The sequence below is a fragment of the Clostridium sp. CX1 genome (assembly GCF_025398335.1).
Classification (GTDB): Bacteria; Bacillota; Clostridia; order Clostridiales; family Clostridiaceae; genus Clostridium_AM; species Clostridium_AM tanneri.
Map to the genome: position 1 here is coordinate 35,835 of NZ_JAODOO010000017.1, position 21,928 is coordinate 57,762.

Annotated in this window: 20 protein-coding genes and 1 riboswitch; of the genes, 3 read left to right on the top strand and 17 right to left on the bottom strand. The window is 34.6% G+C overall.

The genetic code is table 11. The features are described from left to right. Window positions 1–171: 171 nt before the first annotated feature. Entirely contained in the window at window positions 172–363 is a 192-nt protein-coding gene (locus tag N4T77_RS16325) for a DUF1858 domain-containing protein (RefSeq protein WP_261672910.1), read from the bottom strand. A gap of 318 nt (window positions 364–681) precedes the next feature. After that, window positions 682–867, top strand: a riboswitch (cobalamin riboswitch). A 144-nt stretch (window positions 868–1,011) separates the two neighbouring features. Here N4T77_RS16325 and N4T77_RS16330 point away from each other — a divergent pair. The 3 genes from N4T77_RS16330 to N4T77_RS16340 are packed head-to-tail and all read left to right on the top strand — an operon-like array spanning window position 1,012 to window position 3,875. After that, window positions 1,012–1,977 carry an ABC transporter substrate-binding protein gene (locus tag N4T77_RS16330; protein WP_261672911.1) on the top strand — a complete coding sequence of 322 codons (966 nt, stop codon included), beginning with the start codon at window positions 1,012–1,014 and terminating at the stop codon, window positions 1,975–1,977. 23 nt (window positions 1,978–2,000) lie between these two features. After that, the gene (locus tag N4T77_RS16335; RefSeq protein ID WP_261672912.1) at window positions 2,001–3,050 is read left to right on the top strand and encodes an iron ABC transporter permease; all 1,050 of its coding nucleotides are present in this window, start codon (window positions 2,001–2,003) and stop codon (window positions 3,048–3,050) included. A gap of 3 nt (window positions 3,051–3,053) precedes the next feature. Beyond that, a complete protein-coding gene (locus N4T77_RS16340; protein ID WP_261672913.1) occupies window positions 3,054–3,875 on the top strand; it encodes a heme ABC transporter ATP-binding protein in 822 nt (273 codons plus the stop codon). 15 nt (window positions 3,876–3,890) lie between these two features. On the opposite strand, the gene cobU is transcribed toward N4T77_RS16340, so the two are convergent. The 16 genes from cobU to N4T77_RS16420 form a co-directional block, all read right to left on the bottom strand. After that, the gene (gene cobU / locus N4T77_RS16345; RefSeq protein WP_261672914.1) at window positions 3,891–4,439 is read right to left on the bottom strand and encodes a bifunctional adenosylcobinamide kinase/adenosylcobinamide-phosphate guanylyltransferase; all 549 of its coding nucleotides are present in this window, start codon (window positions 4,437–4,439) and stop codon (window positions 3,891–3,893) included. Window positions 4,440–4,537: 98 nt separating this feature from the next. Next, complete coding sequence (gene cobS, locus N4T77_RS16350; RefSeq protein ID WP_261672915.1) at window positions 4,538–5,287, bottom strand: adenosylcobinamide-GDP ribazoletransferase; 750 nt, start codon at window positions 5,285–5,287, stop codon at window positions 4,538–4,540. A 49-nt stretch (window positions 5,288–5,336) separates the two neighbouring features. After that, complete coding sequence (gene cobC / locus N4T77_RS16355) at window positions 5,337–5,924, bottom strand: alpha-ribazole phosphatase (RefSeq protein ID WP_261672916.1); 588 nt, start codon at window positions 5,922–5,924, stop codon at window positions 5,337–5,339. 215 nt (window positions 5,925–6,139) lie between these two features. Further along, window positions 6,140–7,387 carry a nickel-dependent lactate racemase gene (gene larA / locus N4T77_RS16360; protein WP_261672917.1) on the bottom strand — a complete coding sequence of 416 codons (1,248 nt, stop codon included), beginning with the start codon at window positions 7,385–7,387 and terminating at the stop codon, window positions 6,140–6,142. Between the two features lie 88 nt (window positions 7,388–7,475). Continuing rightward, complete coding sequence (gene iolG / locus N4T77_RS16365; protein WP_261672918.1) at window positions 7,476–8,486, bottom strand: inositol 2-dehydrogenase; 1,011 nt, start codon at window positions 8,484–8,486, stop codon at window positions 7,476–7,478. A 74-nt stretch (window positions 8,487–8,560) separates the two neighbouring features. Beyond that, window positions 8,561–9,457, bottom strand: coding sequence for a myo-inosose-2 dehydratase (iolE, locus tag N4T77_RS16370; protein WP_261672919.1), 897 nt, complete (start codon window positions 9,455–9,457; stop codon window positions 8,561–8,563). Window positions 9,458–9,478: 21 nt separating this feature from the next. Beyond that, window positions 9,479–11,413, bottom strand: coding sequence for a 3D-(3,5/4)-trihydroxycyclohexane-1,2-dione acylhydrolase (decyclizing) (gene iolD, locus N4T77_RS16375; RefSeq protein ID WP_261672920.1), 1,935 nt, complete (start codon window positions 11,411–11,413; stop codon window positions 9,479–9,481). Window positions 11,414–11,494: 81 nt separating this feature from the next. Then, window positions 11,495–12,289 (bottom strand): 5-deoxy-glucuronate isomerase, encoded by a 795-nt coding sequence (locus N4T77_RS16380; protein ID WP_261672921.1) that lies wholly within the window; start codon window positions 12,287–12,289, stop codon window positions 11,495–11,497. A gap of 34 nt (window positions 12,290–12,323) precedes the next feature. Beyond that, complete coding sequence (locus N4T77_RS16385) at window positions 12,324–13,253, bottom strand: transketolase family protein (protein WP_396125150.1); 930 nt, start codon at window positions 13,251–13,253, stop codon at window positions 12,324–12,326. A 44-nt stretch (window positions 13,254–13,297) separates the two neighbouring features. Continuing rightward, window positions 13,298–14,143 (bottom strand): transketolase, encoded by an 846-nt coding sequence (locus tag N4T77_RS16390; protein ID WP_261672923.1) that lies wholly within the window; start codon window positions 14,141–14,143, stop codon window positions 13,298–13,300. Between the two features lies 1 nt (window position 14,144). After that, window positions 14,145–15,413: a phosphoglycerate kinase gene (locus N4T77_RS16395; protein WP_261672924.1), complete on the bottom strand. Its 1,269-nt coding sequence runs from the start codon at window positions 15,411–15,413 to the stop codon at window positions 14,145–14,147. Next, the gene (locus tag N4T77_RS16400) at window positions 15,398–16,426 is read right to left on the bottom strand and encodes a type II glyceraldehyde-3-phosphate dehydrogenase (RefSeq protein ID WP_261672925.1); all 1,029 of its coding nucleotides are present in this window, start codon (window positions 16,424–16,426) and stop codon (window positions 15,398–15,400) included. The genes N4T77_RS16395 and N4T77_RS16400 overlap by 16 nt, the downstream gene beginning before the upstream one ends. A gap of 58 nt (window positions 16,427–16,484) precedes the next feature. Beyond that, entirely contained in the window at window positions 16,485–17,720 is a 1,236-nt protein-coding gene (locus N4T77_RS16405; protein WP_261672926.1) for an NADP-dependent malic enzyme, read from the bottom strand. Between the two features lie 74 nt (window positions 17,721–17,794). Further along, window positions 17,795–18,841 carry an ABC transporter permease gene (locus tag N4T77_RS16410; protein WP_261672927.1) on the bottom strand — a complete coding sequence of 349 codons (1,047 nt, stop codon included), beginning with the start codon at window positions 18,839–18,841 and terminating at the stop codon, window positions 17,795–17,797. Between the two features lie 3 nt (window positions 18,842–18,844). Next, window positions 18,845–20,341: a sugar ABC transporter ATP-binding protein gene (locus N4T77_RS16415; protein WP_261672928.1), complete on the bottom strand. Its 1,497-nt coding sequence runs from the start codon at window positions 20,339–20,341 to the stop codon at window positions 18,845–18,847. Window positions 20,342–20,509: 168 nt separating this feature from the next. Beyond that, window positions 20,510–21,499, bottom strand: coding sequence for a sugar ABC transporter substrate-binding protein (locus tag N4T77_RS16420; protein ID WP_261672932.1), 990 nt, complete (start codon window positions 21,497–21,499; stop codon window positions 20,510–20,512). Window positions 21,500–21,928: the final 429 nt, after the last annotated feature.

Here is a 21,928-nt window from a genome sequence, read left to right on the forward strand (position 1 = left end):
CACAATTAAAATACTAAATATTAATGTAGTTATATTCAAGTAGTTACTTTTATGTAATATAGTAACAATGTGTAAACCAGTATGACTTTAAATGCAAAAAACTATAGAAATAAATAAAACCTCCATCAATAATAATGGAGGTTAGTACTCTTCTGAAATTAAATACTGTTACTATAGTGCATTTAGAGCTCTTAATAAGTTATCTAACTCTAAACCATGAACTTGAGCAGCCTGCTCTAAAGTTTCAGCTTGAGATGCTGGGCATCCTACACATCCCATTCCAAATGTCATTAGAACTTCTGCGTATCTAGGGTTCATTCTGATTATTTCTCCTATTGTCATGTCCTTTGTTACTTTTTCCATAGCATATACCTCTCTTTACCATTTTTATAAGAACATTTTTATTATATACTTTAACTATAAATTTATTATATTTTTATTTTATAATAAATTCAAGATAGCACTTTAAAGTCTATTAGTTACATTTTTGTTACCTAATATAAGTTTAATGTTAATTATTTTATATATCAAGCTTTATAACTTTTTTCTATAATTACCATATTTTCTATTGCCTAATTTTGATATTACATTACTCTATAACTTTCGTCAAGGAATTAAAGTATTGGTGCTGGTAAAATATTATTGATAATTACTTAACCCAATGTTATAATTCAGTTAAAAGTAAATAATATGGATTTAGGTACTTATGGAGCAAATCATAAGTTTAAAAGGGAAACGAGTTAAAGCCTCGTGCGGTCCCGCCACTGTAATGAGGAGTATATTGATATTATGTCACTTGGTAACAGGGAAGGCATCAATATGCGATGAATCAGAGCCAGGAGACCTGCCTAAATTTTTCACTGAGCATGCTTACGTGGATAAGCTGGTGAACAAATAGTTTTGTTTGTAAACCGTTATCTAGCTGATAGCGGTTTTATTATTAAGATAATTATATTCAGGTAGTATATTTCTGTCTGATAGAATTTTTAATTTATTTCAGGAGGATGACATATGATAAACTTTAAAAAGATTGTTACGTTTCTAATTTGCTCCATTTTTGTTATATCTCTAAGTGCTTGTTCAAATAAAAGTTCCTCTTCAGAAAATAGTAATGGTTCTAGTAATAACAACTCTAAAATTACCTCTTACCCACTAACCTTCAAAGACTTCTATGGAAGAGATGTAAAAATAGACAAAGAACCTCAAAGGATAGTTTCAGGCGCACCTAATATTACAGAAATATTATTTGCTTTAGGTGAAAAGGATAAGCTAGTTGGAAGGACTGATTTTTGTAATTTTCCTCAAGAAACTAAAAGTATTCAATCTATCGGAGGAATTCAAAATCCTAATATAGAAAAAATAGTAGAGCTAAAGCCAGATATTCTTATCGCTTCATCAATCTTTCCAAAGGAAGCAGTAGAAAAATTAGAAGCTTTAAATGTTAAGGTTGTTATAATCCAAGGCGATGAAAGCTTTGAAGGAACTTATACTACAATAAAAAAAGTAGGACAAATCGCAAATGCTAATGAAAAGGCAGCTGAAATTGTAACTAATATGGAAAAGAAGATTGCTGAAGTTAAAGAAAAAGTTACTGGTAAAAATACTCCTAGCGTATATTACGTTATATCCTATGGTAAAGATGGAGATTTTACTGCAGGAAAAAATACCTTTATCAGCAAAATGATAAGTATGGCTGGCGGTAAAAATGCTGCTGATGATGCTGAAGGATGGGCTTACAGCCTGGAAAAACTCATAGAAAAAAATCCTGATATTTTAGTTTGCTCTACTTATATCGCAGGAAGTCCTGATGATATTAAGACTGGAATTAAAAATACTAACGGATATAAAGACTTAACAGCTGTAAAAAATAATAAATTATTTGATATTAACCCTGATATTTTAGAAAGACAAGGTCCTAGACTGGCAGAAGGCTTCGAGCAGCTAGCTAAGATAATACATCCAGAAGCATTTAAATAATTTTATCGATGAGAGGCTTTATTATGGTATCATCAACAAATAATAAACACTACAAACTTTATCTTACATTATTAATTATTATACTTTTTGCTTCTTCAATTCTTTGCAGTACCTTAGGTACTGCAAATATATCCTTTTTAGAATCTCTACAAATTATTTTACATAACATTCCCTTTATAAGTAACTTGATTTCAGTAGATAGCTTTTCATCTACTCATACTGTAATAATACTTAACATAAGATTGCCCCGTATTATACTATCCGGTATTGTGGGCATGGGATTATCTATTGTAGGTGCGGCATTTCAGGCAATGTTTAAAAACCCAATGGCAGATCCTTATGTATTAGGTGTATCCTCAGGCTCTGCTCTTGGTGCTGCATTAGCAATAGTTACAGGTATGGATAACTCTTTCAGCGGACTGGGCATTACTACCCTTCTGGCTTTTGCTGGTGCAATTATAACCACTATAATAGTATATAGCATTGCTAAAGTTGGTAATAAAGTTCCTATAAATACCTTATTGCTTTCTGGTATATCTGTAAGCTTTCTTTTGTCTTCGCTAATATCCTTACTAATGGTATTTAATCGTGAAAGCATTGAAAAAATAATATTTTGGACTATGGGAAGTGTTTCAACTGCAAGTTGGAATCAAGTTATAATGCTCTCTATATTTGTAATTATAGGCTTATTAATTTTTATGATTTTTTCAAGAGACCTAAATATAATGCTCACTGGCGATGAAACTGCAAAAAGTTTAGGCATTGAAGTTGAAAACTTGAAGAAAATAACGCTAATTATATCTTCTTTAGTTGTTGCAGCCTGCGTATCTGTTAGCGGAGTTATAGGCTTTGTAGGTTTAATAATACCTCACATAATAAGAATACTCTTAGGACCTGATCATAGAATTCTAATTCCATTTTCAGCTGTAGGTGGAGCTCTGTTTATGATACTATCAGATACTTTAGCTAGAACTTTAGCATCACCTGCTGAAATCCCCGTAGGAGCTATTACCTCAGTAATTGGGGCCCCTTACTTTATCTATCTTTTAATAAAAAATAAAAGGAAGGTGTAATAGGTGACTAAACCTAAAGCTTATTCAGTACAGGTTCAAAATCTAGACTATAGCTATGAAGACAAGAAAATTCTTCAGGATATAAATATCAATTTTAAAGAAAATAAGTTTTATAGTATTATAGGTCCTAACGGCTCTGGTAAAACTACTTTTATAAAGAACTTATCTAAAATTTTAGAGCCTAAAAAGAATTCTATATTAATTGAGGACAAAGATATTATAAGTTACAAAAATAAAGAGTTAGCTAAAAAAGTCTCCACTGTTCCTCAAAATACTATTTTAGACTTTGACTTTTCTGCTTTGGATATAGTTTTAATGGGAAGATCACCATACATATCCAGACTTCAATCAGAAAATGACAAGGATATGGAATTAGTAAAAAATGCAATGGAGATGACCAATACCTGGCAGTTAAGAGAAAAAAATATTTCCTCCCTAAGTGGAGGCGAACAGCAGAGAGTTTTAATAGCTAGAGCACTTGCTCAAGATACAAAAATAATTCTGTTAGATGAACCAATTTCTCACCTTGATTTATATCATCAGGTAGAATTGCTAGATACTATCAAGTTTCTAAATAGAGACATTACCATCATAACTGTACTTCATGATTTGAATCTAGCTGCTCAATACAGTGATGAAATACTGTTAATGAGCAAAGGTAGAATTATTTCTCAAGGGTCTCCTGAAGAAGTAATAACTAAAAAAAATATAAAAGAAGTTTATAATATGGATGTACATTTATTAAAAAATCCTTCAAATGGAAGACCACATATTATCCCAATAAGCAAATCTTTAGAAAATAAGAAGGAGTTATACGCAACATAGTATAACTCCTTCTTATTACTTTAACTTTAAAGGAAACCCACAGGCCACCAAATACGCTTCATCACTGAAGCTTCCTATATATTGATTTACATGTCCTAAAATATCACTAAATATTCTTCCAAGTCTATATTCAGGCACTAAACTCCAACCTACTTCGTTAGTAACAATAACTACTTCTTTGTCACTGTCCTTTGCCGCTAAAAGCAGTGTTTCTACCTCTGATTTTATCTTCTTACTAAGCTCTGATATATCTTCCTGTGACATAGTATCAAAGTTGTACTCTTTGTCAAACATAAAGTTTGTTACCATAGTGCCTATACATTCAATCATTATATATTTATGGCTATCTTTTTTTATAACTTCCGCTAAATTTTTAAAGCCTTCATAGGTTGCCCATTTTTGATTTCTCTGTTTTTTGTGCTTTTCAATTCTTTTTTCCATTTCCTTGTCTGTTACTATAGCCGTTGCAATATATAACACATCATTTTTGTTCTCTAATAACTTTTCTGCAAAGGTACTTTTTCCACTTCTGCTGCCGCCAGTAACCAAGATTATCTTTCCCATGTCCATATCTCCTTATAATACTATTTAATAATTGCAAGACCATTTTATTATATTTCTTAGTCTGCTTTTATCCTCTTAATTTTCTATTGAATATGTAACTATCTTAAAATAACTGCTATTAAAATTAATGTTAGTATTTCCACCAATTCGTTATTTGCTCCTAAAATATCTCCTGTAATTCCCCCAATTTTACTCTTAGAAAACTCATTAAATATTGCAGTGAAAACCACTCCAGCAAATAGTAGTATTATTACATGTATAGCATTCATCATTAAGATTAAAATTCCTGTAGTTAATAAAAAGCTGATAAAAAGTTGAAGCTTTCCAACATTCTCCACAAAAAGGTTGCCAGATCCCGTCTTTTTAGCATTTTTACCTATAGTAATTATAAAAACCGTGGTGAATCTTGATATAATAGGTACAACTATAATTCCTATAGGAAAACTTGGAGCTATTGATGAGAATAAAGCATACTTAAAGAGCAAGTCAAATATTACTGCAATACAAGCATAGCTTCCTATTCTACTGTCCTTCATTATCTCAATTATTCTATCATTGCCTTTAAAGGCGAAAAAACCATCACAGGTATCTCCTAACCCATCTAAATGTAGCGCTCCTGTTACTATGATTCCAGCTAACAGTATTATTACAATAGTAGGTTCTAATGGTAAAATCCTTATAAAAAGCTCATATATACCCCATTGAATAGCTCCTATTATAAATCCAACTACAGGAAGAAATATAGCTCCTCTTTTAAAATCTTCTTTCTCACAAGGTAAATTTAGGTTAACTGGAATTCTGGTTAAAAATTGAACCATTAATAATAGATTTTGTATTATTCTTTTCATTTTTTGTTTCCCCCATCATTTTTTAAGCTTGTCTTTTGATTTAAAAAACTTAGACATGAGTTATACTATCTATAAATAGATTTCCATACTCATATTTTATTAAAGTTATATCACAATTCTTAGAGCCAAAACTCCAGAAGAAGTCTAAGTTGCCTCCTAATATGTAACAATAAATAGACCTTATAACTCCACCGTGGGTTACGATTAGAATATTTTCTTCATCAAGCTTTAAAATGTCATCCATGAAGCTTTTAACTCTATCATAAACCTGTAAATAACTCTCTCCCCCTGGTGGTGCAAAGTCCCTCCAATTTTCACACCAGAGCCTCCATTCTGCAGGGTACAGCTCTTTTATTTTATCATAAGCTTTTCCTTCAAACTCTCCAAAGTTTGTTTCATTTATTCTACTATCTCTGATTAAATTGCAATGTTTATTTTTCAATAAAATATCAGCTGTTTGCTCTGCTCTCTTTTTTTCACTGATATATACTGTTTTAAAGTTTATATCTCTTAGTATCTCTTCTGCCCTATGTGATTGTAATATACCTTGCTCTGTAAGTTCTACATCAAGGCTTCCATAGTAACTTCCGCCCTGATTTTCCTTAGTTTCCCCATGTCTTACAAAATATAAATTCATTTAATTTCTCCCCCAATTATTTAATTTATTAAAACTAAATACTACTTCTACACCCCTTACATTATAATACAATTAGTAAAATTTTTCACTTCATCCTAATCCTCTATAGTGTAAAATATCCTACTCTACAATAAATACTCTTAAAATAAAAGTTACAGACTACACTAACCTATAGTCTGTAACTTTTAAATTTCCTTAAACCTATCCTTTTCTACTTAATCTAAATTTGGTAAGGTTGAGCCTCCGAAAGGCATGAGAATTACCTTAGAATCTTCCCCAGTTTCTTTGAAAGCAGCTTCCACAGCACTTTGTGCATCGCTAAAAGGCTCCATAAATATACTTCTTACAAATCCTTCTTCAAGTTCAGAAACTAGGTATACCTTACACCTTTTTAATATCATAGCAATTGCTGCTGCTTTATGACCTCCTAATTGAAAATTCTTTTTTACTTGTTCTATCATATCTTCAGGTTTTTCTGCTTCTAACATCCAGTTCTCAAATACCTTTTCTCCTAATCCTTCCCTGCAGGAGGCAACTAATATTATTATCCCACCTTCTTTTACCGCATGTTTGGAGTTGTCCAACGCTTTTTGGGCTTGATATAAGTTTAAATCCTTAGGGTATCCTCCCGGTGTTGTGATAACAATATCCGCTTTTTCTTTTATTCTTATCTTATAAAAACTATCTAAAAACTTACAGCCTTCTCTATGAGCTTTTATATAGTGACCGGCTACCGCTTTAATTATTTGTTTGTTACTATCTAGTACTACATTTACTATAAAGTCTATAGGTACAAACTTTTCTACAGTTTCTATATCCATTCTTACAGGATTATCTTTTACATTCCCCGTTGTTGCTTTTTCATGCACCATTTTGCTATGATTTGCCTGAATAGCTGCCCTTGTTGAAACTCCCGGCATTATGGCCTTGGCACCTCCGCTGTATCCTGCAAAATAATGATATTCTATATTTCCTAAGCAAATTCTTCTGTCAGCTTTAACAACAATTTTACTAATGTCCACCGGCGTTCCCTCTGATGTTACTCCAAGATGCACAAACTCTGTTGAACTGCTGTCTATGCAGTTTATTTTTTCATATATCTCTTTACCAACTAAATATTTTTTTTCTTCCTCTGTGTGAGATCTATGACTACCAAGAGCAAATACTATGGTAATATCCTGATCCTTAATTCCAGCACTATTTAGTTCTTCTATTACTACAGGTAGAACTATTTTACTTGGCATAGGTCTGGTTATATCACTAGTAACTATTACTACTTTCTCTCCTGGTTTTACTATGTCCTTTAATCTGCTGGACGCAATAGGGTTTTCCATCGCCCTTCTGACCTCATCTGCACCAGTTAGCTCTATTTTCACCTCGTTAGGCTCTAATATGCCCAAAATATTTTCACTATCTATGTCAAAGTTCATCTTTCCCTTTCCAAATCCAAAACTATATTCCATCCCCAATTTCCCCCTTATTTTTAAATAAAAACAGTAGAATTAGAATAAAGGACTTTATGCTAATCTACTGTTTTATTTAACTTTTGAATTACTCTATTATTTTTATTGGTCTTTTCTCTTCATAGGACTTTCTTGCAGCCATTGCAATTATAATTGGCTTTAATCCATCTATGCCTTCAACAGGAGTTTTGGTATCATTTTTGATTGCATTAAAGAACTGTCTTAGTTCCTCCACAAAGGAATCCTTATATCTTTCTAAGAAGAAATATTTAGGCTTATCAGCAAACACTCCTTCTGAAGTGCTAAGTACAGCTGAAGATGGAGTATCATTACTTACCGTTACCCCTCCCTTAGAACCGAATACTTCAACTCTTTGATCATATCCGTAGGCAGCTCTCCTGCTGTTATCTATAACACCTATAGCTCCATTTTTGAATTTTAGTGTAATTAAGGCTGTATCTACATCTCCAGCTTCTCCAATAGCAGGATCTACAAGCACTGCTGCATTTGTATATACCTCTTCTACCTCACTTCCAGATAGATATCGTACCATATCAAAATCGTGGATAGTCATATCCATGAACATTCCACCAGAAACCTTAACATACTCAATTGGCGGCGGCTCTGGGTCTCTAGAAGTAACCTTAATGATATGAGGGTCACCTATTTTTCCTTCTTTTATAAGCTCATGTACCTTTCTAAAGTTGTGATCAAATCTCCTGTTAAAACCTACCTGAAACTTAACTCCTGCCTTTTTAACGGCATCGAGAGCAGCAACTATCTTTTCAAGATCAAAATCTATAGGCTTTTCACAAAAAATATGCTTTCCTGCTTCAGCAGCTTCTATAGTTATAGTTGAATGGGTATTGGTTGAAGAACATATGAGAACTGTATTTATCTCAGGATCTTTTAATATATCCCTATAGTCTTCATAAACCTCTTCTATTCCTATTCCCTGTGCCCATTCAATTATCTTATCTGCGTATATATCGGCAATTGCCTTAAGTCTTATATCTGGAAAATTATTGACTATATTCTCCCCATGTAGTTTTCCTATTCTTCCTGCACCGATTATTCCAAGGACAATGTTATTTGACATTTTTAACCTCTCCCATCTAATGCTACTGGTATTTTTTATCAGATCTTTTTCGGATTAACTCCCAGTACTCCTATCTATAAGCCAGTTTGCTCTTTTATAAATTTTCTTGCCTTAATTGCATATTCTAAAGGATTCGCTTTGGCTGGGTCTTGTTCAGCCTCAACAATAAACCATCCTTCATAATTATTTTTGTCTAAGATTTTGAAAAGAGGGGCATAATTAATCATCCCATCACCTGGAACAGTAAAGACTCCATGCTTAACTGCATTAAGAAAGCTCATCTGTTCCTTATAAACTTTATCTAATACTTCTTCTCTTATATCCTTTAAATGTACGTGTTTTATTCTATTTATATACTTATTTAAAACCACCTCTGGGTTTACCTGTGAAAAAGTAAGATGCCCTGTATCAAATAGTAAATAAACTAACTCTGGGTCTGTCATTGCCATCAGCTTATCTATTTCCTCTAGAGTCTGTACTCCCGTCCCCATATGATGGTGATAAACAATGTTCATATCTTGCTCTTTAGCAAGTTTTCCAAGCTCCTCTAAGCCTCTTGCAAGCTTAACCCATTCCTCCTCTGAAAAATGAGGCTTCCTACTTATAACAGGCATATCTATCATTCCCTGAATGCTGTGGCCCTGTTCCGCTACAACAATCACCTCTGCTCCCATTTCCTTTAGAAAATCTCTATGCTTTATAAAGGCTTCAGCAGTTTCTTCAAAGGGTTTAGTAGTTAAAAAGGAACTAAACCAAGCGCTGGCTATACTTATACCCCTTAGTTCTAAAGCTTTTTTTAATACTTGAATATCTCTAGGGTACTTATTCCCCACCTCACTTCCTGTAAATCCTGCAAGTGCCATTTCACTTATACATTGCTGAAAGGTATTTTCTCTCCCAAGCTCAGGCATATCATCATTTGTCCATGCTATAGGAGCTATCCCAAGTCTTACTTTATTTTTATCTAACATACTATTCCTCCACCCATCTCCCTAATATTCTCTAGCTTTTTTCATTTCTTCTTCTAATTCTTCACGGGCTTTCCTTATACTTTCCTTATTGGATACCTCTGCAATGCCTACTCGCCACCAGGATTCATAATCATGAGTCATAGTTTTTGGCAGTATCTTAATGTCAATTAAGGTGGATACAGTTTGTTTTTTAGAATCTTCAATGGCTGTCCTTAGTTCTCCTACAGTTTTAACCCTATAGGTTTTACATCCATAGGCAGCGGCACTCATAGCAAAATCTATTGGAACTAAGCCACCATCCAGCTTGCCTGTTTCCTCATTTCTAAATCTAAACTCAGTTCCAAAGCTTCCCATGCCCTTACCCATTTGCAAATTATTTATACATCCAAATGACATGTTGTCAAAGACTATAATATTTATTTTCTTTTTCTCCTGAATAGATGTTGGTAATTCTGAATGAAGCATCATATATGAACCATCCCCTAATAGTGAATACACTTCTTTTTCTGGAGCTGCAATCTTAACTCCTAAAGCTGCATTTACCTCATAGCCCATACAGGAATAGCCGTATTCCATATGGTAGCTGTTAACTGTCTTTGGTCTCCATCCCCTCTGCAGATCCCCTGGAAGACTTCCTGAAGAACCTACCACTATTGCGTCATCATCCAGCATTTCATCTAGCATCCCTAATACTTTAGTTTGAGTAAGATAAGCTCCTGTTTTCTTTCCAAACTCCTCTAGTACATGATCTAAGTGACCAGCCACTTCCGGCTTAAAAGTTTCACCGGTATATTCTAAATTAAATAATCTATCTAATTCAGCCTGCCACTTATCTTTAGCTTCTTTTATTTCCTCTTTATAGCATGATTTATATCCAACCTTCTCCAATTCATCACCTATAGCTTCCAAGGCTGCTTTAGCATCTGCAGTAACTTTAATTGCATCTAGTTTATAGGAATCAAATTCAGCTATGTTTATATTCAAAAATTCAACCTCTGGATTTTGAAATAACCACTTAGAGGAGGTTGTAAAATCTGTATATCTAGTTCCAACACCTATTATAAGATCTGCCTCCTTGGCAATAGTGTTCGCTGCTAAGTTTCCTGTAGCTCCTATTCCTCCTAAATTTAATTTGTGACTCCACAAAACAGCACTTTTTCCCGCCTGTGTTTCTCCAAAAGGAATATTAAATCTCTCCGCAAAACCTTTAAATACTTCCGCAGCTTCAGAATACCTTACCCCACCACCGCAGATTAGTATAGGCTTTTTCTTCCTAAGAATTAGCTCTGCTGCCTCTTTAACCATTTCCTTTGTTGCAGGCCTTCTTTCTATTCTGTGAATTCTCTTTTTAAAGAAATACTCTGGATAATCATAGGCTTCACCCTGAACATCCTGTGGAAGTGCTAATGTAACAGCTCCTGTATCTGCAGGGTCTGTCAGTACCCTCATAGCATTTATAGCTGCTGTCATTAGCTGCTCCGGTCTGCTTATTCTATCCCAGTACTTACTTACTGCTTTAAAGGCATCATTTGTGCTTATATTTAAATTATGAAAATGCTCTACCTGCTGCAATACAGGGTCTGGCTGCCTTGCTGCATATACATCTCCTGGTAAGAAAAGTACAGGAATTCTGTTTGCAGTTGCAGTTGCTGCTGCTGTCACCATATTAGCTGCCCCTGGTCCTACAGAGGAGGTGCAGGCATATATCTGCTTTCTGTGCATTTGCTTTGCAAACCCCATAGCTGCATGAGCCATTCCCTGCTCATTTCTACCTTGATGAACTATTAAGTCTCCTGAATCTTCTTCTAGGGCTTGACCTAGTCCAAGTACATTTCCATGTCCAAAGACTGTAAATATCCCCTTAACAAATTTAGTTACAGTGCCATCAAACTCTATATACTGGTTATCAAGAAACTTAACAAGAGCCTGAGCCATTGTAAGTCTTATAGTTTTCATATTTTCACCTCTTAAAAACTCTTACGAGTATATTACTTAAGCTGATTTTTTTAAAATTCACTTTATATTATTAACTGAATTCTATTTATCCGGCCAAATTTTAGCATCCTTTTCTGTAACCCATAAATGTTCAGGAACAAAGGTTGGAGTTATATATGGATTTCCATCTAAGTGTCTTATAACCCAGATGTAGTACATTGCATATCCTGGTGCTGTAGTTTGAGGATGAGTAGCGTTATCTAATATTTTTACAGTATCATTATTTTTTATTTTTACTACGTCCTCTCCTAGTTCAGAGAAGCCATATCCATTTTCAGGGTTAAACTTATAGAAGTATATCTCTGGCTGTGGATGATAGTGTGGAGGGTAGCTCGACCATTTTCCTGGATAATCTACTACTTCCCCTACTACTAGGTTTGAATAATCTGCATTTGAATAATCAAAAACAGTTCTTACAATTCTTGTGGATGCCTCCTTCATTGTTCCAGCTCCACGATTTTCACTTCTACATTCTTTATTTGTATATAATTTAGATTGAAATACCTTGTCATTAGTGGTCTTCGTAACAGAGATTTCCGTATCTTCCGAAAGACCAGTAATTTTTACCTCTACATCCTTCGGTACATGAAGCACCCATGGATCCTCATCAAAACAAGATTTTCTTGCAGCTATTTCTTTTTTTTCTTCATATTCAAAAACCACTTCACCTTTTATTAAAAGAAATGCCCTTTCTTTACTGTCTTTATCTATTTCCACCTGCCCTTTAGCAATTCTCAATATGCCAAAGTCCATCATAGTATTATGCTCTTTTTCATCAATTGCAGCTATAGAGTTATAGCCATAACTAAAAGCTTCCTTTTGTCTAATTCTCAACACCTTACGTCACCTCTCCATAAATTTTAAATATAAGCTATTTGCTACACTTTCTTTCTAACACTCTTTTAACCTTTGTAATTATGTGGTTGTAGGTAAGTCCATACTCTTCTTTTAAATAATCTACCGGTCCAACTTGACCAAATCTATCTTCTACACCTACCCTTTCAACAGGTACTGGTACACTCTCTACAACAACCTCCGCCACTGCCGAACCTAATCCGTTAAGAATACTGTGATTTTCAGCAGTTACAATTGCTCCTGTCTCCTCAGCGCATTTTATTATTGCTTCTTTATCTATAGGCTTTAAGGTAAATACATTTTCAACTCTTACAGAAATTCCTTCTTTATCCAACTCTTCAGCCGCTTTAAGGGCCTCTTCCACCATTATGCCCGTAGCAAAGACTGTTACATCCTTGCCGTCTCTTAGTGGTATAGCCTTTCCGATTTCAAAGGTAGATCCTTCTGCATAAATCTTTGTGGCATTTTTCCTTAGAAGTCTTGTATAAAACACACCATATTTGTAAGCAATCTGTCCTATTATATCTTTAAGCATGGTACTATCTACAGGTTCAATAATGGTTATATTAGGAACATTTCTTAATATTCCCATATCCTCAAAAGGCATATGAGTGCCTCCATTATAAGCAGCAGTTACTCCTGGATCACTACCGGTTATTTTCACATTTAACTTTCCATAACCACAGGATAAAAATATTTGATCAAAGCACCTTCTTGTAGCAAAAGGACCAAAGCTGTGGGCAAAGGGAATCAGCCCTACTGCAGACATGCCTGCTGCTGTTCCCATCATATTAGCTTCCTGTATTCCAACATTAAAGGTTCTTTCAGGATATTTCTTCTGGAAAGACACCATTCCCATAGAACTCATTAAATCAGCATCAAGTACAACTACATTCTCATCTTTTTCAGCCAACTCCATAAGAGTCTCACAGTACATAGTTCTCATTTCTTTTTCTTCTTTTACTCTTTTTTCAGCTAATTTTACAACCACTATTTCTCCACCTCCTTCAGCTTATCTTCTAAAAGTCTTATAGCTTCTTTCATCTGTTCTTCGCTTACTGTAATATGGTGGTTACTTACAATGCCTTCACCAAAACAATAACCTTTACTTTTTATAGTGTTAAGCACTATAACCGAAGGTTTTCCCTTGTTCTCCTTAGCTTTAATAACTGCATTATATATCTCCTCAACATCATGGCCACAAACCTCTTGTGAAAACCATCCAAAGCTTTGGAATTTAGCCACTATATCCCCTAAATCATTTATATCCTTTGTAAATCCATCTAATTGCTGCTTATTATAGTCAACAAAGGCTATAAGATGATCTGCCTTTTGTTGGGCAGCACACATAACCATTTCCCATACCTGACCTTCCTGAATTTCTCCATCGCCAAGAATTAGATAAATATAATTGCTTCTTCCTTTTAGTCTGTTTCCAATTGTTACTCCTAAAGCTGTTGATGCACCTTGACCTAGAGAGCCTGTAGTCATATCTATACCTGTAGTAAGATTTCTATCACAATGGCTTGGTAAATGAGTAGCTGGTTTGTTTAGGGTAAGTAGGTCTTCTTTAGGAAAATAGCCCTTTAATGCTAAGGTAGAGTATACCGCAGGGCCGGCATGTCCCTTTGAGCATACAAGCCAATCTCTTTCCTCCCAGCTTGGGTTTTTCGGATCTATATTCATTACGTCACCATAAAGAACTGCTAATGTATCAACTACTGACATAGCTCCACCCATATGTCCAAAACCTAAGGTGCCAATAGTTCTTATAGTCTCAATCCTTATTTTAAGAGCCAGTGCTTCTAGCTCCTTCTTTTTTTCTAAGCTTAACATACTATACCTCCACTTCCCGTGTATAAGCCTTTTTCATTGCTTCAATTAAAGGTAATTTTACTCCAGATAAGAACCTAACCATAGCACCACCAGCAGTACAAACATAATTTATCCTTGACGTATCAATAAAACGCTGTGCGGCACTAACAGTATCTCCTCCACCTATAACAGAATATCCTTTTGCTTCTGCTATAGAAGTCCATATTCCCTTAGTTCCATTTTCAAAAATTTTATTTTCATAAACTCCTGCTGGTCCATTGACAAATATAGTCCCTGCTTTAGAGAGTTCTTTCTTAAACAACTCTATAGTTTCACAACCTATATCCATGAACATATGGTTTAAAGGAAGTTTATCAATAGAAGTCTCTTTTCTCATACCACCTTCTTCATAGGCTAAATCTAGAGGATAAACTATCTTTTCACTATACTTTTCTAAATACTCCTTTGCAGAGCCTATAAATACATCTAGTTTTCTATCCTTAATAAATTTTTCGTTAACCTCTCCTATGTTATAGCCCTTAGCCATCAACATAATATTGCCTGTAACTCCGCAGCATAATATTTTGTCTGCAGTTCCATTTTCTAATACTTGTTTCATCATTCCAAAGGCATCAGATATCTTAAGTCCACCAAGTACAAAAACAGAGGGTTTGCTCGGGCATTCCATAACCTTTGTAAGTGCACTTAACTCTTGAAACATAAGCAAACCTGCTGCCGTAGGAAGTAATTCCTGAAAGGCTACCATTGAAGGAGCATTTCTGTGAGCTGCTGCAAAGGCATCATTTACATAGAAGTCTACTATTGGAGCAAGACTTCTTACTAAATAGGTATTCAGCATATCCTTAGCCTCAAGTTTTACTGCATCCTCAAAGGTTGATATTTCTTCTGTTAGATATCTAAGATTTCCTAGGAGAACTACTTCTCCTGATTTTAAATTCTTAACTGCCTCCTGTGCTGCAGGACCACAAACATCGTCAATATATTTAACTTCTCTACCTAGCTTTTGTGATAACTTTTCTGCATGTTCTCCCATTGGTATTAAATTGTGATAGTCCAGCGTATCTCCCTGGTGGGCAATTATAGCTACTTTTGCTCCCCTGTCTATAAGATATTTAACTGTAGGAATACTCTTATTTATTCTATTTTCACTTACAATCTTTTTAGTTTCTATGTCTATAGGAGAGTTTATATCAAGCCTTAATAAAACTCTTTTATCCTTATAGTCAAACTCCTCCATAGACCTTATTCCAACATCTACTTTGACATCCATTTTCCCAACCCCAAATACTTATTTGTTTCTGTAACTGCTTCAATTCTGTCCCTTTGCATTTCCATAGCTGCTCTTATCGCATCTATATTTTCTGGTATAACTACCGCTTCCTGTGGAATATTTATAGCAAACATTATATCCTTACCAGACTTAACAACAGACTCCTCAAATACAGCTATTTCATACATATCTCCTCTTGGGTTTCCAAGGTCCCTTGCATACCTGAATAAAGACGCATTTCCTAAGAATCCATCAACAAGTCTTACATTTCTTATTCTTGGATGCTGACTAAAAATATCTAATAGTTCTTCTTTTAATATATCTTCCTTAGGCGTAGCTACAACAGTAATTATATGGCCGTGAGTTACTGGTGTATGAACAAGTATCCCTGTAGCATCTACATGAGGCATTATAGTCATAAGATCTAAGGCTTGATGGCTTGGAGCCTTATCTACCTGAAGTGCGTTAGTAAGCCCTCTGTGGTAATCTCCTGGATCTGCAACTCTTCTTATTATGGTAATTGCAACCTTTTCTACACCAACTTTTCTATCTATGCAGTCTACTGCTCTTATTAATCCAGTAGTATTACAGGATGTTAGCTTTAAAAATTGCTTTCCTATACCTTTCTCATAGTTTGCATAGCCATGGAAAAACACATCTGCTACATCATTATTTTCTCCACCTTGGAATATTGCTTTTTTATTATATTTTTTATAAAGCTCCTTATTTTTAGCACCTATACCAGCACTGGTAGCATCAAGAATTACATCACATTTTTGAATCAAATCTTCTAGTGTTCCACTTATAGGTATTCCAGCTTCCTTGAATAATCCTTCATTTCCAGCCATCGCATTATATAAGTTATAAGGCATACCCTTTTCCTTTAAAGCTCTTACCGCTAAAGTAGGCGAAACATCAGCAACCCCTACAAGCTCCATATCTCCTTGCAGAGCAACTCCATCTGCCAATCTTTGTCCAATAACGCCGTATCCAACAACTCCTACTTTTATCATCCTTAATTCCTCCTAAAACTCAAATTATACTTATACTCTTTTTAGACAAATCTATCTCTTATAGACCTTGTCTAAGAAGTTCAATTGTATGCTCTTCAACCATTTCTGGAGTAATATCCTTTCTTCTTGCAACCCCTGTTTCAATAGCAGCCTTCGCCACATATAAAGCAACCTTTGGTGCTATTCTCAAATCAAAGGCCTCTGGAATAACATAGTCTTCTCTTAACTGATCCTCATTTATAAGTTCTGCTATTGCATAGGCTGCTGCAATCTTCATCTCATCATTAATTTCGCTAGCACGAACATCTAATGCCCCTCTAAATATTCCTGGAAAAGCTAAGACATTGTTAACTTGATTTGGGTAATCAGATCTTCCAGTGCATACAACCCTAGCCCCTGCTTCCTTTGCTAAGTTAGGAAGTATTTCTGGGTTTGGGTTTGCCATCGCCATTATTATTGAGTCACTATTCATTGATTTAACCATTTCCTGTGTTACACAGTTTGCTGCTGAAACTCCTAAAAATACATCTGCTCCCTTTAGCACCTTTTCAAGATTACCTTGTTCTTGGTCAGGATTTGTTATTTGAGCAATTTCCTCTTTATATTTGTTCATGCCCTCTGTTCTGCTTTTATATATAGCTCCCTTAGTATCACAAAGTATTATATTTTTTGTTCCCATCTTTAACAGAAGCTTTGTTATAGCAATTCCAGCAGAACCAGCACCATTAATAACCACTTTTAAATCTTCAAATTTTTTATTAGTAATTTTTAGGGCATTAATTAGGCAGGCAGAAGACACCACTGCAGTTCCATGCTGATCGTCATGAAATATTGGTATATTACATATTTCCTTTAATTTATCTTCTATTTCAAAACACTCCGGTGCCTTAATATCCTCTAAGTTTATGCCGCCAAAAGCAGATTCCATAAGTTTTACCGTCTCTACAATCTTATTTATGTCTTTAGTTTCTAAGCATATTGGAAAAGCATCCACTCCTCCAAAGGATTTAAATAAAACAGCTTTACCCTCCATAACTGGAAGCCCTGCTGCTGCACCAATATCTCCAAGTCCCAGTACAGCTGTTCCATTAGTAACAACAGCTACCCAATTTCCCTTTGCTGTATAGTCATATATACAATCATAGTTTTTCTCAATCTCTAAGCAGGGTTCTGCTACCCCTGGAGTATATGCAAGAGTTAAGTCCTCCTTATTCTTTACCGGCACCTTGCACCTTAAGGCAATTTTTCCTTTGTTATCTTTATGAAATTTTAATGCTCTTTCTCTTAATTCCAATGTTTTTTCCTCCCGTCCTTGCTATTTTCAATTTTAGATAGAAACTCTTTATTGTATGAATAATATTCCAATTTTTATGCTTTTACATTAACCGGTGTATTAGTATTTGTGTTGCTATTTGAATTTGTCTTAGCCTTCTTTTGAGCCTGAGTTCTTAAAACATCCACATAAACAGCACCAATTATAACTAATCCTATAGCAACAGTCTGTACGTCTGCTGGTACTCCTAGAAGATTCAGTCCATTTCTAAGTACAGCCATAATCATAGAACCTATTAGTGTACCCCATACTGTACCGGAACCACCCATGAAGGAAGCCCCTCCTATGATACAGGCTGCAATAGCATCCGCATCATAGTTTAATCCTGCCAGCGGAAAAGCAGCGTTAACTCTTCCTACTAAAACTATTCCACAAAGGGCTGCCATAAAACCGCTTAGAGAATAGACTAGAACTAGAGTTTTTGATACATTAACTCCTGATAACTTTGCAGCTTCTGGATTACCTCCAACTGCATATATATATCTTCCTTGAGCAGTTCTATTCAAAAATATGTGAAATATAGCGTATACAGCTATAACTAATATAAAACTAACTGGAATTAGACCTATTTTCTCTGAACCTAAGAATTGAACAGATTTAGAAAAACCTGATATCGGTGATGCTCCTGTAACTATAAGTGCCAAGCCTGCTGCCACATTTTTCATAGCTAATGTAGATATAAATGGATGAGGTAATTTCAATTTTGTAAGCAGTATCCCATTGATAAACCCTAGAAAAGAGCCAACTACTAGACATAGTATAATTGCCATCATAGCATTAAGGTGCCATTTTGTTATTGCTACTGCCATTACGCAAATAGATAAAGCTAATACAGAACCAACAGACAAGTCTATCCCTGCTGTTAATATAGTTAACAGCATACCTACTGAGATTAAACTATTTAGTGCTGATTGATTTGCTATGTTCATGATATTTTTAAAAGTTAAAAATTGATCTGAAGCAAAAGTTAAAATAACACAGAGCAATAGTAATCCTAGTAAAGACCCAAATTTAGATAAAATTGCTCTTAAGGATTTATCTTCTGATACGTTAAACCTATCCTTTTTTCTCTCTTGTTCCATTACTTACACCCCCCCTGAAGCTGCTTTCATAATATTTTCTTGGTTTGCATTTTCTCTAGCAAATTCTCCAGTAATCCTTCCCTCATGCATAACAATAACTCTATCACTCATGCCTAGTATCTCTGGCATTTCAGAAGATATCATTATTATTGCTGCACCATTAGAGACTAGCTCATTCATAACGTTGTAAACCTCTACCTTTGCCCCTACATCTATTCCTCTAGTAGGCTCATCAAAGATAAATATGTCTGCCTTTGTATTCAGCCACTTTGCTATAACAACCTTTTGCTGGTTTCCTCCACTTAACTGTCTTACTATAAACTTTTCTGACGGAGGATTTATATTTAGCTTTTTGATATTTTCTTTACATCTTTCTTTAGACTTTTTCATGTTCAATAGAAACCTAGATTTTATTTTATCGTATGAAGAAATGTTCATATTGAAGGAAACAGTATTGCCAAGAATCAAACCTTGTCCCTTTCTGTCCTCCGTAAGAAATGCAATTCCTGATTTCATAGCATCCTCAGGAGACTTTATTCTTACTTTTCTACCATGAATATATACGTCACCTGAGTTTATCCGGTCTGCACCAAATATTGCTCTAGCAACCTCTGTTCTTCCTGCCCCTACAAGTCCTGCTAGACCTAAAATTTCCCCTCTTCTAACACTAAAGCTTATGCTCTCAAATACTCCTGTACTTTTCAAATTTTCAACTCTTAAAACTTCTTCTCCTAAGGTTGTGTTCACCTTTGGAAATTGATGCTCTAAATTTCTTCCAACCATTAGCTTAATTAACTCATCAGTAGTAACCTCACCAATAGGAAGAGTCTTTACCTTTTCTCCATCTCTCATTACGGTAACTCTATCGCATATCTCCATTATTTCATCAAGTCTATGGGATATAAATATTATAGCTATACCTTTACTTTTTAAATTTTTTACAGTTCTTAACAACTCTCTTACCTCTCTGTTACTTAAACTGGAGGTAGGCTCATCCATTATAAGAAGTTTTGTTTTAACACTAAGGGCTTTAGCAATTTCCACCATTTGCTGCTTTCCCATTCCCAATCTATCTATACCTATTCTAGGATCAATCTCCTGACCTAATTCTCTCAATAATTCTGAGGATCTTTTCCTCATTTCTTTTATATTAAGCAATCCAGATCTACCATTATTCTTTAACTCTCTACCTAGAAATACGTTCTCTGCCACAGTAAGCTGTTTAACAATATTTAATTCTTGATAAATAGCTGTTATACCTAATTCCATGGCATGCTTAGGTCCATTAATTTTAGTTTCTTTTCCCTCTATTAATATCTGTCCTTCATCATTTTTATGAGCTCCTGTTAAAATTTTAATTAATGTAGATTTACCTGCACCATTTTCCCCAACTAGTCCTAGTACCTCTCCTGGATATACATCTAAGTCTATGTCATTTAAGGCCCGTACTCCCGGAAAAATCTTAGAAACACCTTTTAGCTCAATAAACGGTTTTTCCATTATTCAAACCACCTCAATTTTTGTAAGCTATAAAACTTATTTGATGGGCCCAACATAGTATTTTGATGCAATTTCATTTTGTAACTCCGTTGGAGTTTTTACTAGTTGGGCTCATCTTTCAATTTAATTGCTTTGCTTTATAAAAGCTATAATATGGCTATATTATTCTTATTTTTTCAAAATCTTATCTAAGTCTGCTTGAGCTTGGTCTACGTTTTCCTTTGATATTACACTTGTTCCAGTATCAACTCTAACATCAACCTTTTCACCCTTTGCAGCCTTAACTGCAGTTTCAACACCTAGTTTTCCTATATTGTATGGACTTTGTGCAACTGATGCTGTAAGTTCTCCTGCTTTTATTGATTTTAAAGCATCTGGAGAACCGTCAAATCCTACTACAGCTACGTTAGCTTTATTAGCTTGCTTAAGAGCTCTTTCAGCACCTAAAGCCATCTCGTCATTTGAACAGAAAACGCCTTTTACATTAGGATGAGTTTGTAATAAGTTTTCCATTACGGACATAGCTTTGTTTCTATCACTATTTGCAGGTTGTACTTCTACTACTTTTACTCCAGCAGCTTCAAGTTCTGTCTTGGCACCGTTTACACGTTCATCATGAGTTGCATCACCTAATGCTCCCCTTATAATAACTACTTCTGCTCCCTTTCCAATTTTATCAGCTAAGAATTTACCACCAAGTTTACCACCAGCTAAGTTTCCTGTTCCTACAAAAGATTTCTTCTTATCCCACTTTGCGTCAGTATCTATAAGTACAACAGGGATTTTAGCCTCATCAGCCTTATCAAAGGTAGCTAATGCTGCACTTGGTTGAGATGGTGCTACTACCAATACGGATACTTTTTTAGTTATTTGGTCTTCCATAATAGATGTTTGTCCTGCTATATCCGTTTCATCATTTGGACCAAGCACCTTTACTTCTACTCCTAAAGCCTTACCAGCATCCATTGCTCCAGCCTGAACTATTTTCCAGTAGTCACTATTTAACGCTTTTAATACAACTGCTACATTAGTCTTTCCATCCTTACTGCCTGATGTCTGCTGACTGTTATCTGCTGCCTTATTTCCACAACCAGCAAAAGTTGATGATAATACCGCTGTAATAGCAAGTATTCCTAAAATTTTTCCATACCTCTTCATTAAAATTCCCCCTTATTTAATTAAGTTTCAATTTATAAATGCAATTTATAAGCTGTACTACCCTCCTCCTATCGAAACTATATATTAATTTATGTGAAAGATATTTAGTACAACCGTAGAAAAACGCCATTTTTTCCCTCTGCATGTTTATAATAATTCATTTTTTTAAAGCTTCAAACTTTTACTTTTAATTTTTTCTTTGTTTTTTGAATAAAATAATAATACAAATACCGTTCCATTATTTAACTTTTCTGATATAATTATTCTATCAATGTATAGTTTATTATTATTACTTTTATTTTTGAGACAGACATTCTTTAACTTTCCCAATTACTATGTACATAGATATAAATCTATTACTTTTATTTATGACTTTTTATTTAAAAATGAATAGGGTATGTCTATAAATTAGTCCTAAATATAAATAAT

Coding starts and splice junctions, on each gene's coding strand:
- N4T77_RS16325 (WP_261672910.1), bottom strand. CDS start 363: ATGGAAAAAGTAACAAAGGACATGACAATAGGAGAAATAATCAGAATG.
- N4T77_RS16330 (WP_261672911.1), top strand. CDS start 1,012: ATGATAAACTTTAAAAAGATTGTTACGTTTCTAATTTGCTCCATTTTT.
- N4T77_RS16335 (WP_261672912.1), top strand. CDS start 2,001: ATGGTATCATCAACAAATAATAAACACTACAAACTTTATCTTACATTA.
- cobU (WP_261672914.1), bottom strand. CDS start 4,439: ATGGGAAAGATAATCTTGGTTACTGGCGGCAGCAGAAGTGGAAAAAGT.
- cobS (WP_261672915.1), bottom strand. CDS start 5,287: ATGAAAAGAATAATACAAAATCTATTATTAATGGTTCAATTTTTAACC.
- cobC (WP_261672916.1), bottom strand. CDS start 5,924: ATGAATTTATATTTTGTAAGACATGGGGAAACTAAGGAAAATCAGGGC.
- larA (WP_261672917.1), bottom strand. CDS start 7,387: ATGGAATATAGTTTTGGATTTGGAAAGGGAAAGATGAACTTTGACATA.
- iolG (WP_261672918.1), bottom strand. CDS start 8,486: ATGTCAAATAACATTGTCCTTGGAATAATCGGTGCAGGAAGAATAGGA.
- iolE (WP_261672919.1), bottom strand. CDS start 9,457: ATGTTAGATAAAAATAAAGTAAGACTTGGGATAGCTCCTATAGCATGG.
- iolD (WP_261672920.1), bottom strand. CDS start 11,413: ATGAAAACTATAAGACTTACAATGGCTCAGGCTCTTGTTAAGTTTCTT.
- N4T77_RS16385 (WP_396125150.1), bottom strand. CDS start 13,253: ATGAGAACTATGTACTGTGAGACTCTTATGGAGTTGGCTGAAAAAGAT.
- N4T77_RS16390 (WP_261672923.1), bottom strand. CDS start 14,143: ATGTTAAGCTTAGAAAAAAAGAAGGAGCTAGAAGCACTGGCTCTTAAA.
- N4T77_RS16395 (WP_261672924.1), bottom strand. CDS start 15,413: ATGGATGTCAAAGTAGATGTTGGAATAAGGTCTATGGAGGAGTTTGAC.
- N4T77_RS16400 (WP_261672925.1), bottom strand. CDS start 16,426: ATGATAAAAGTAGGAGTTGTTGGATACGGCGTTATTGGACAAAGATTG.
- N4T77_RS16410 (WP_261672927.1), bottom strand. CDS start 18,841: ATGGAACAAGAGAGAAAAAAGGATAGGTTTAACGTATCAGAAGATAAA.
- N4T77_RS16415 (WP_261672928.1), bottom strand. CDS start 20,341: ATGGAAAAACCGTTTATTGAGCTAAAAGGTGTTTCTAAGATTTTTCCG.
- N4T77_RS16420 (WP_261672932.1), bottom strand. CDS start 21,499: ATGAAGAGGTATGGAAAAATTTTAGGAATACTTGCTATTACAGCGGTA.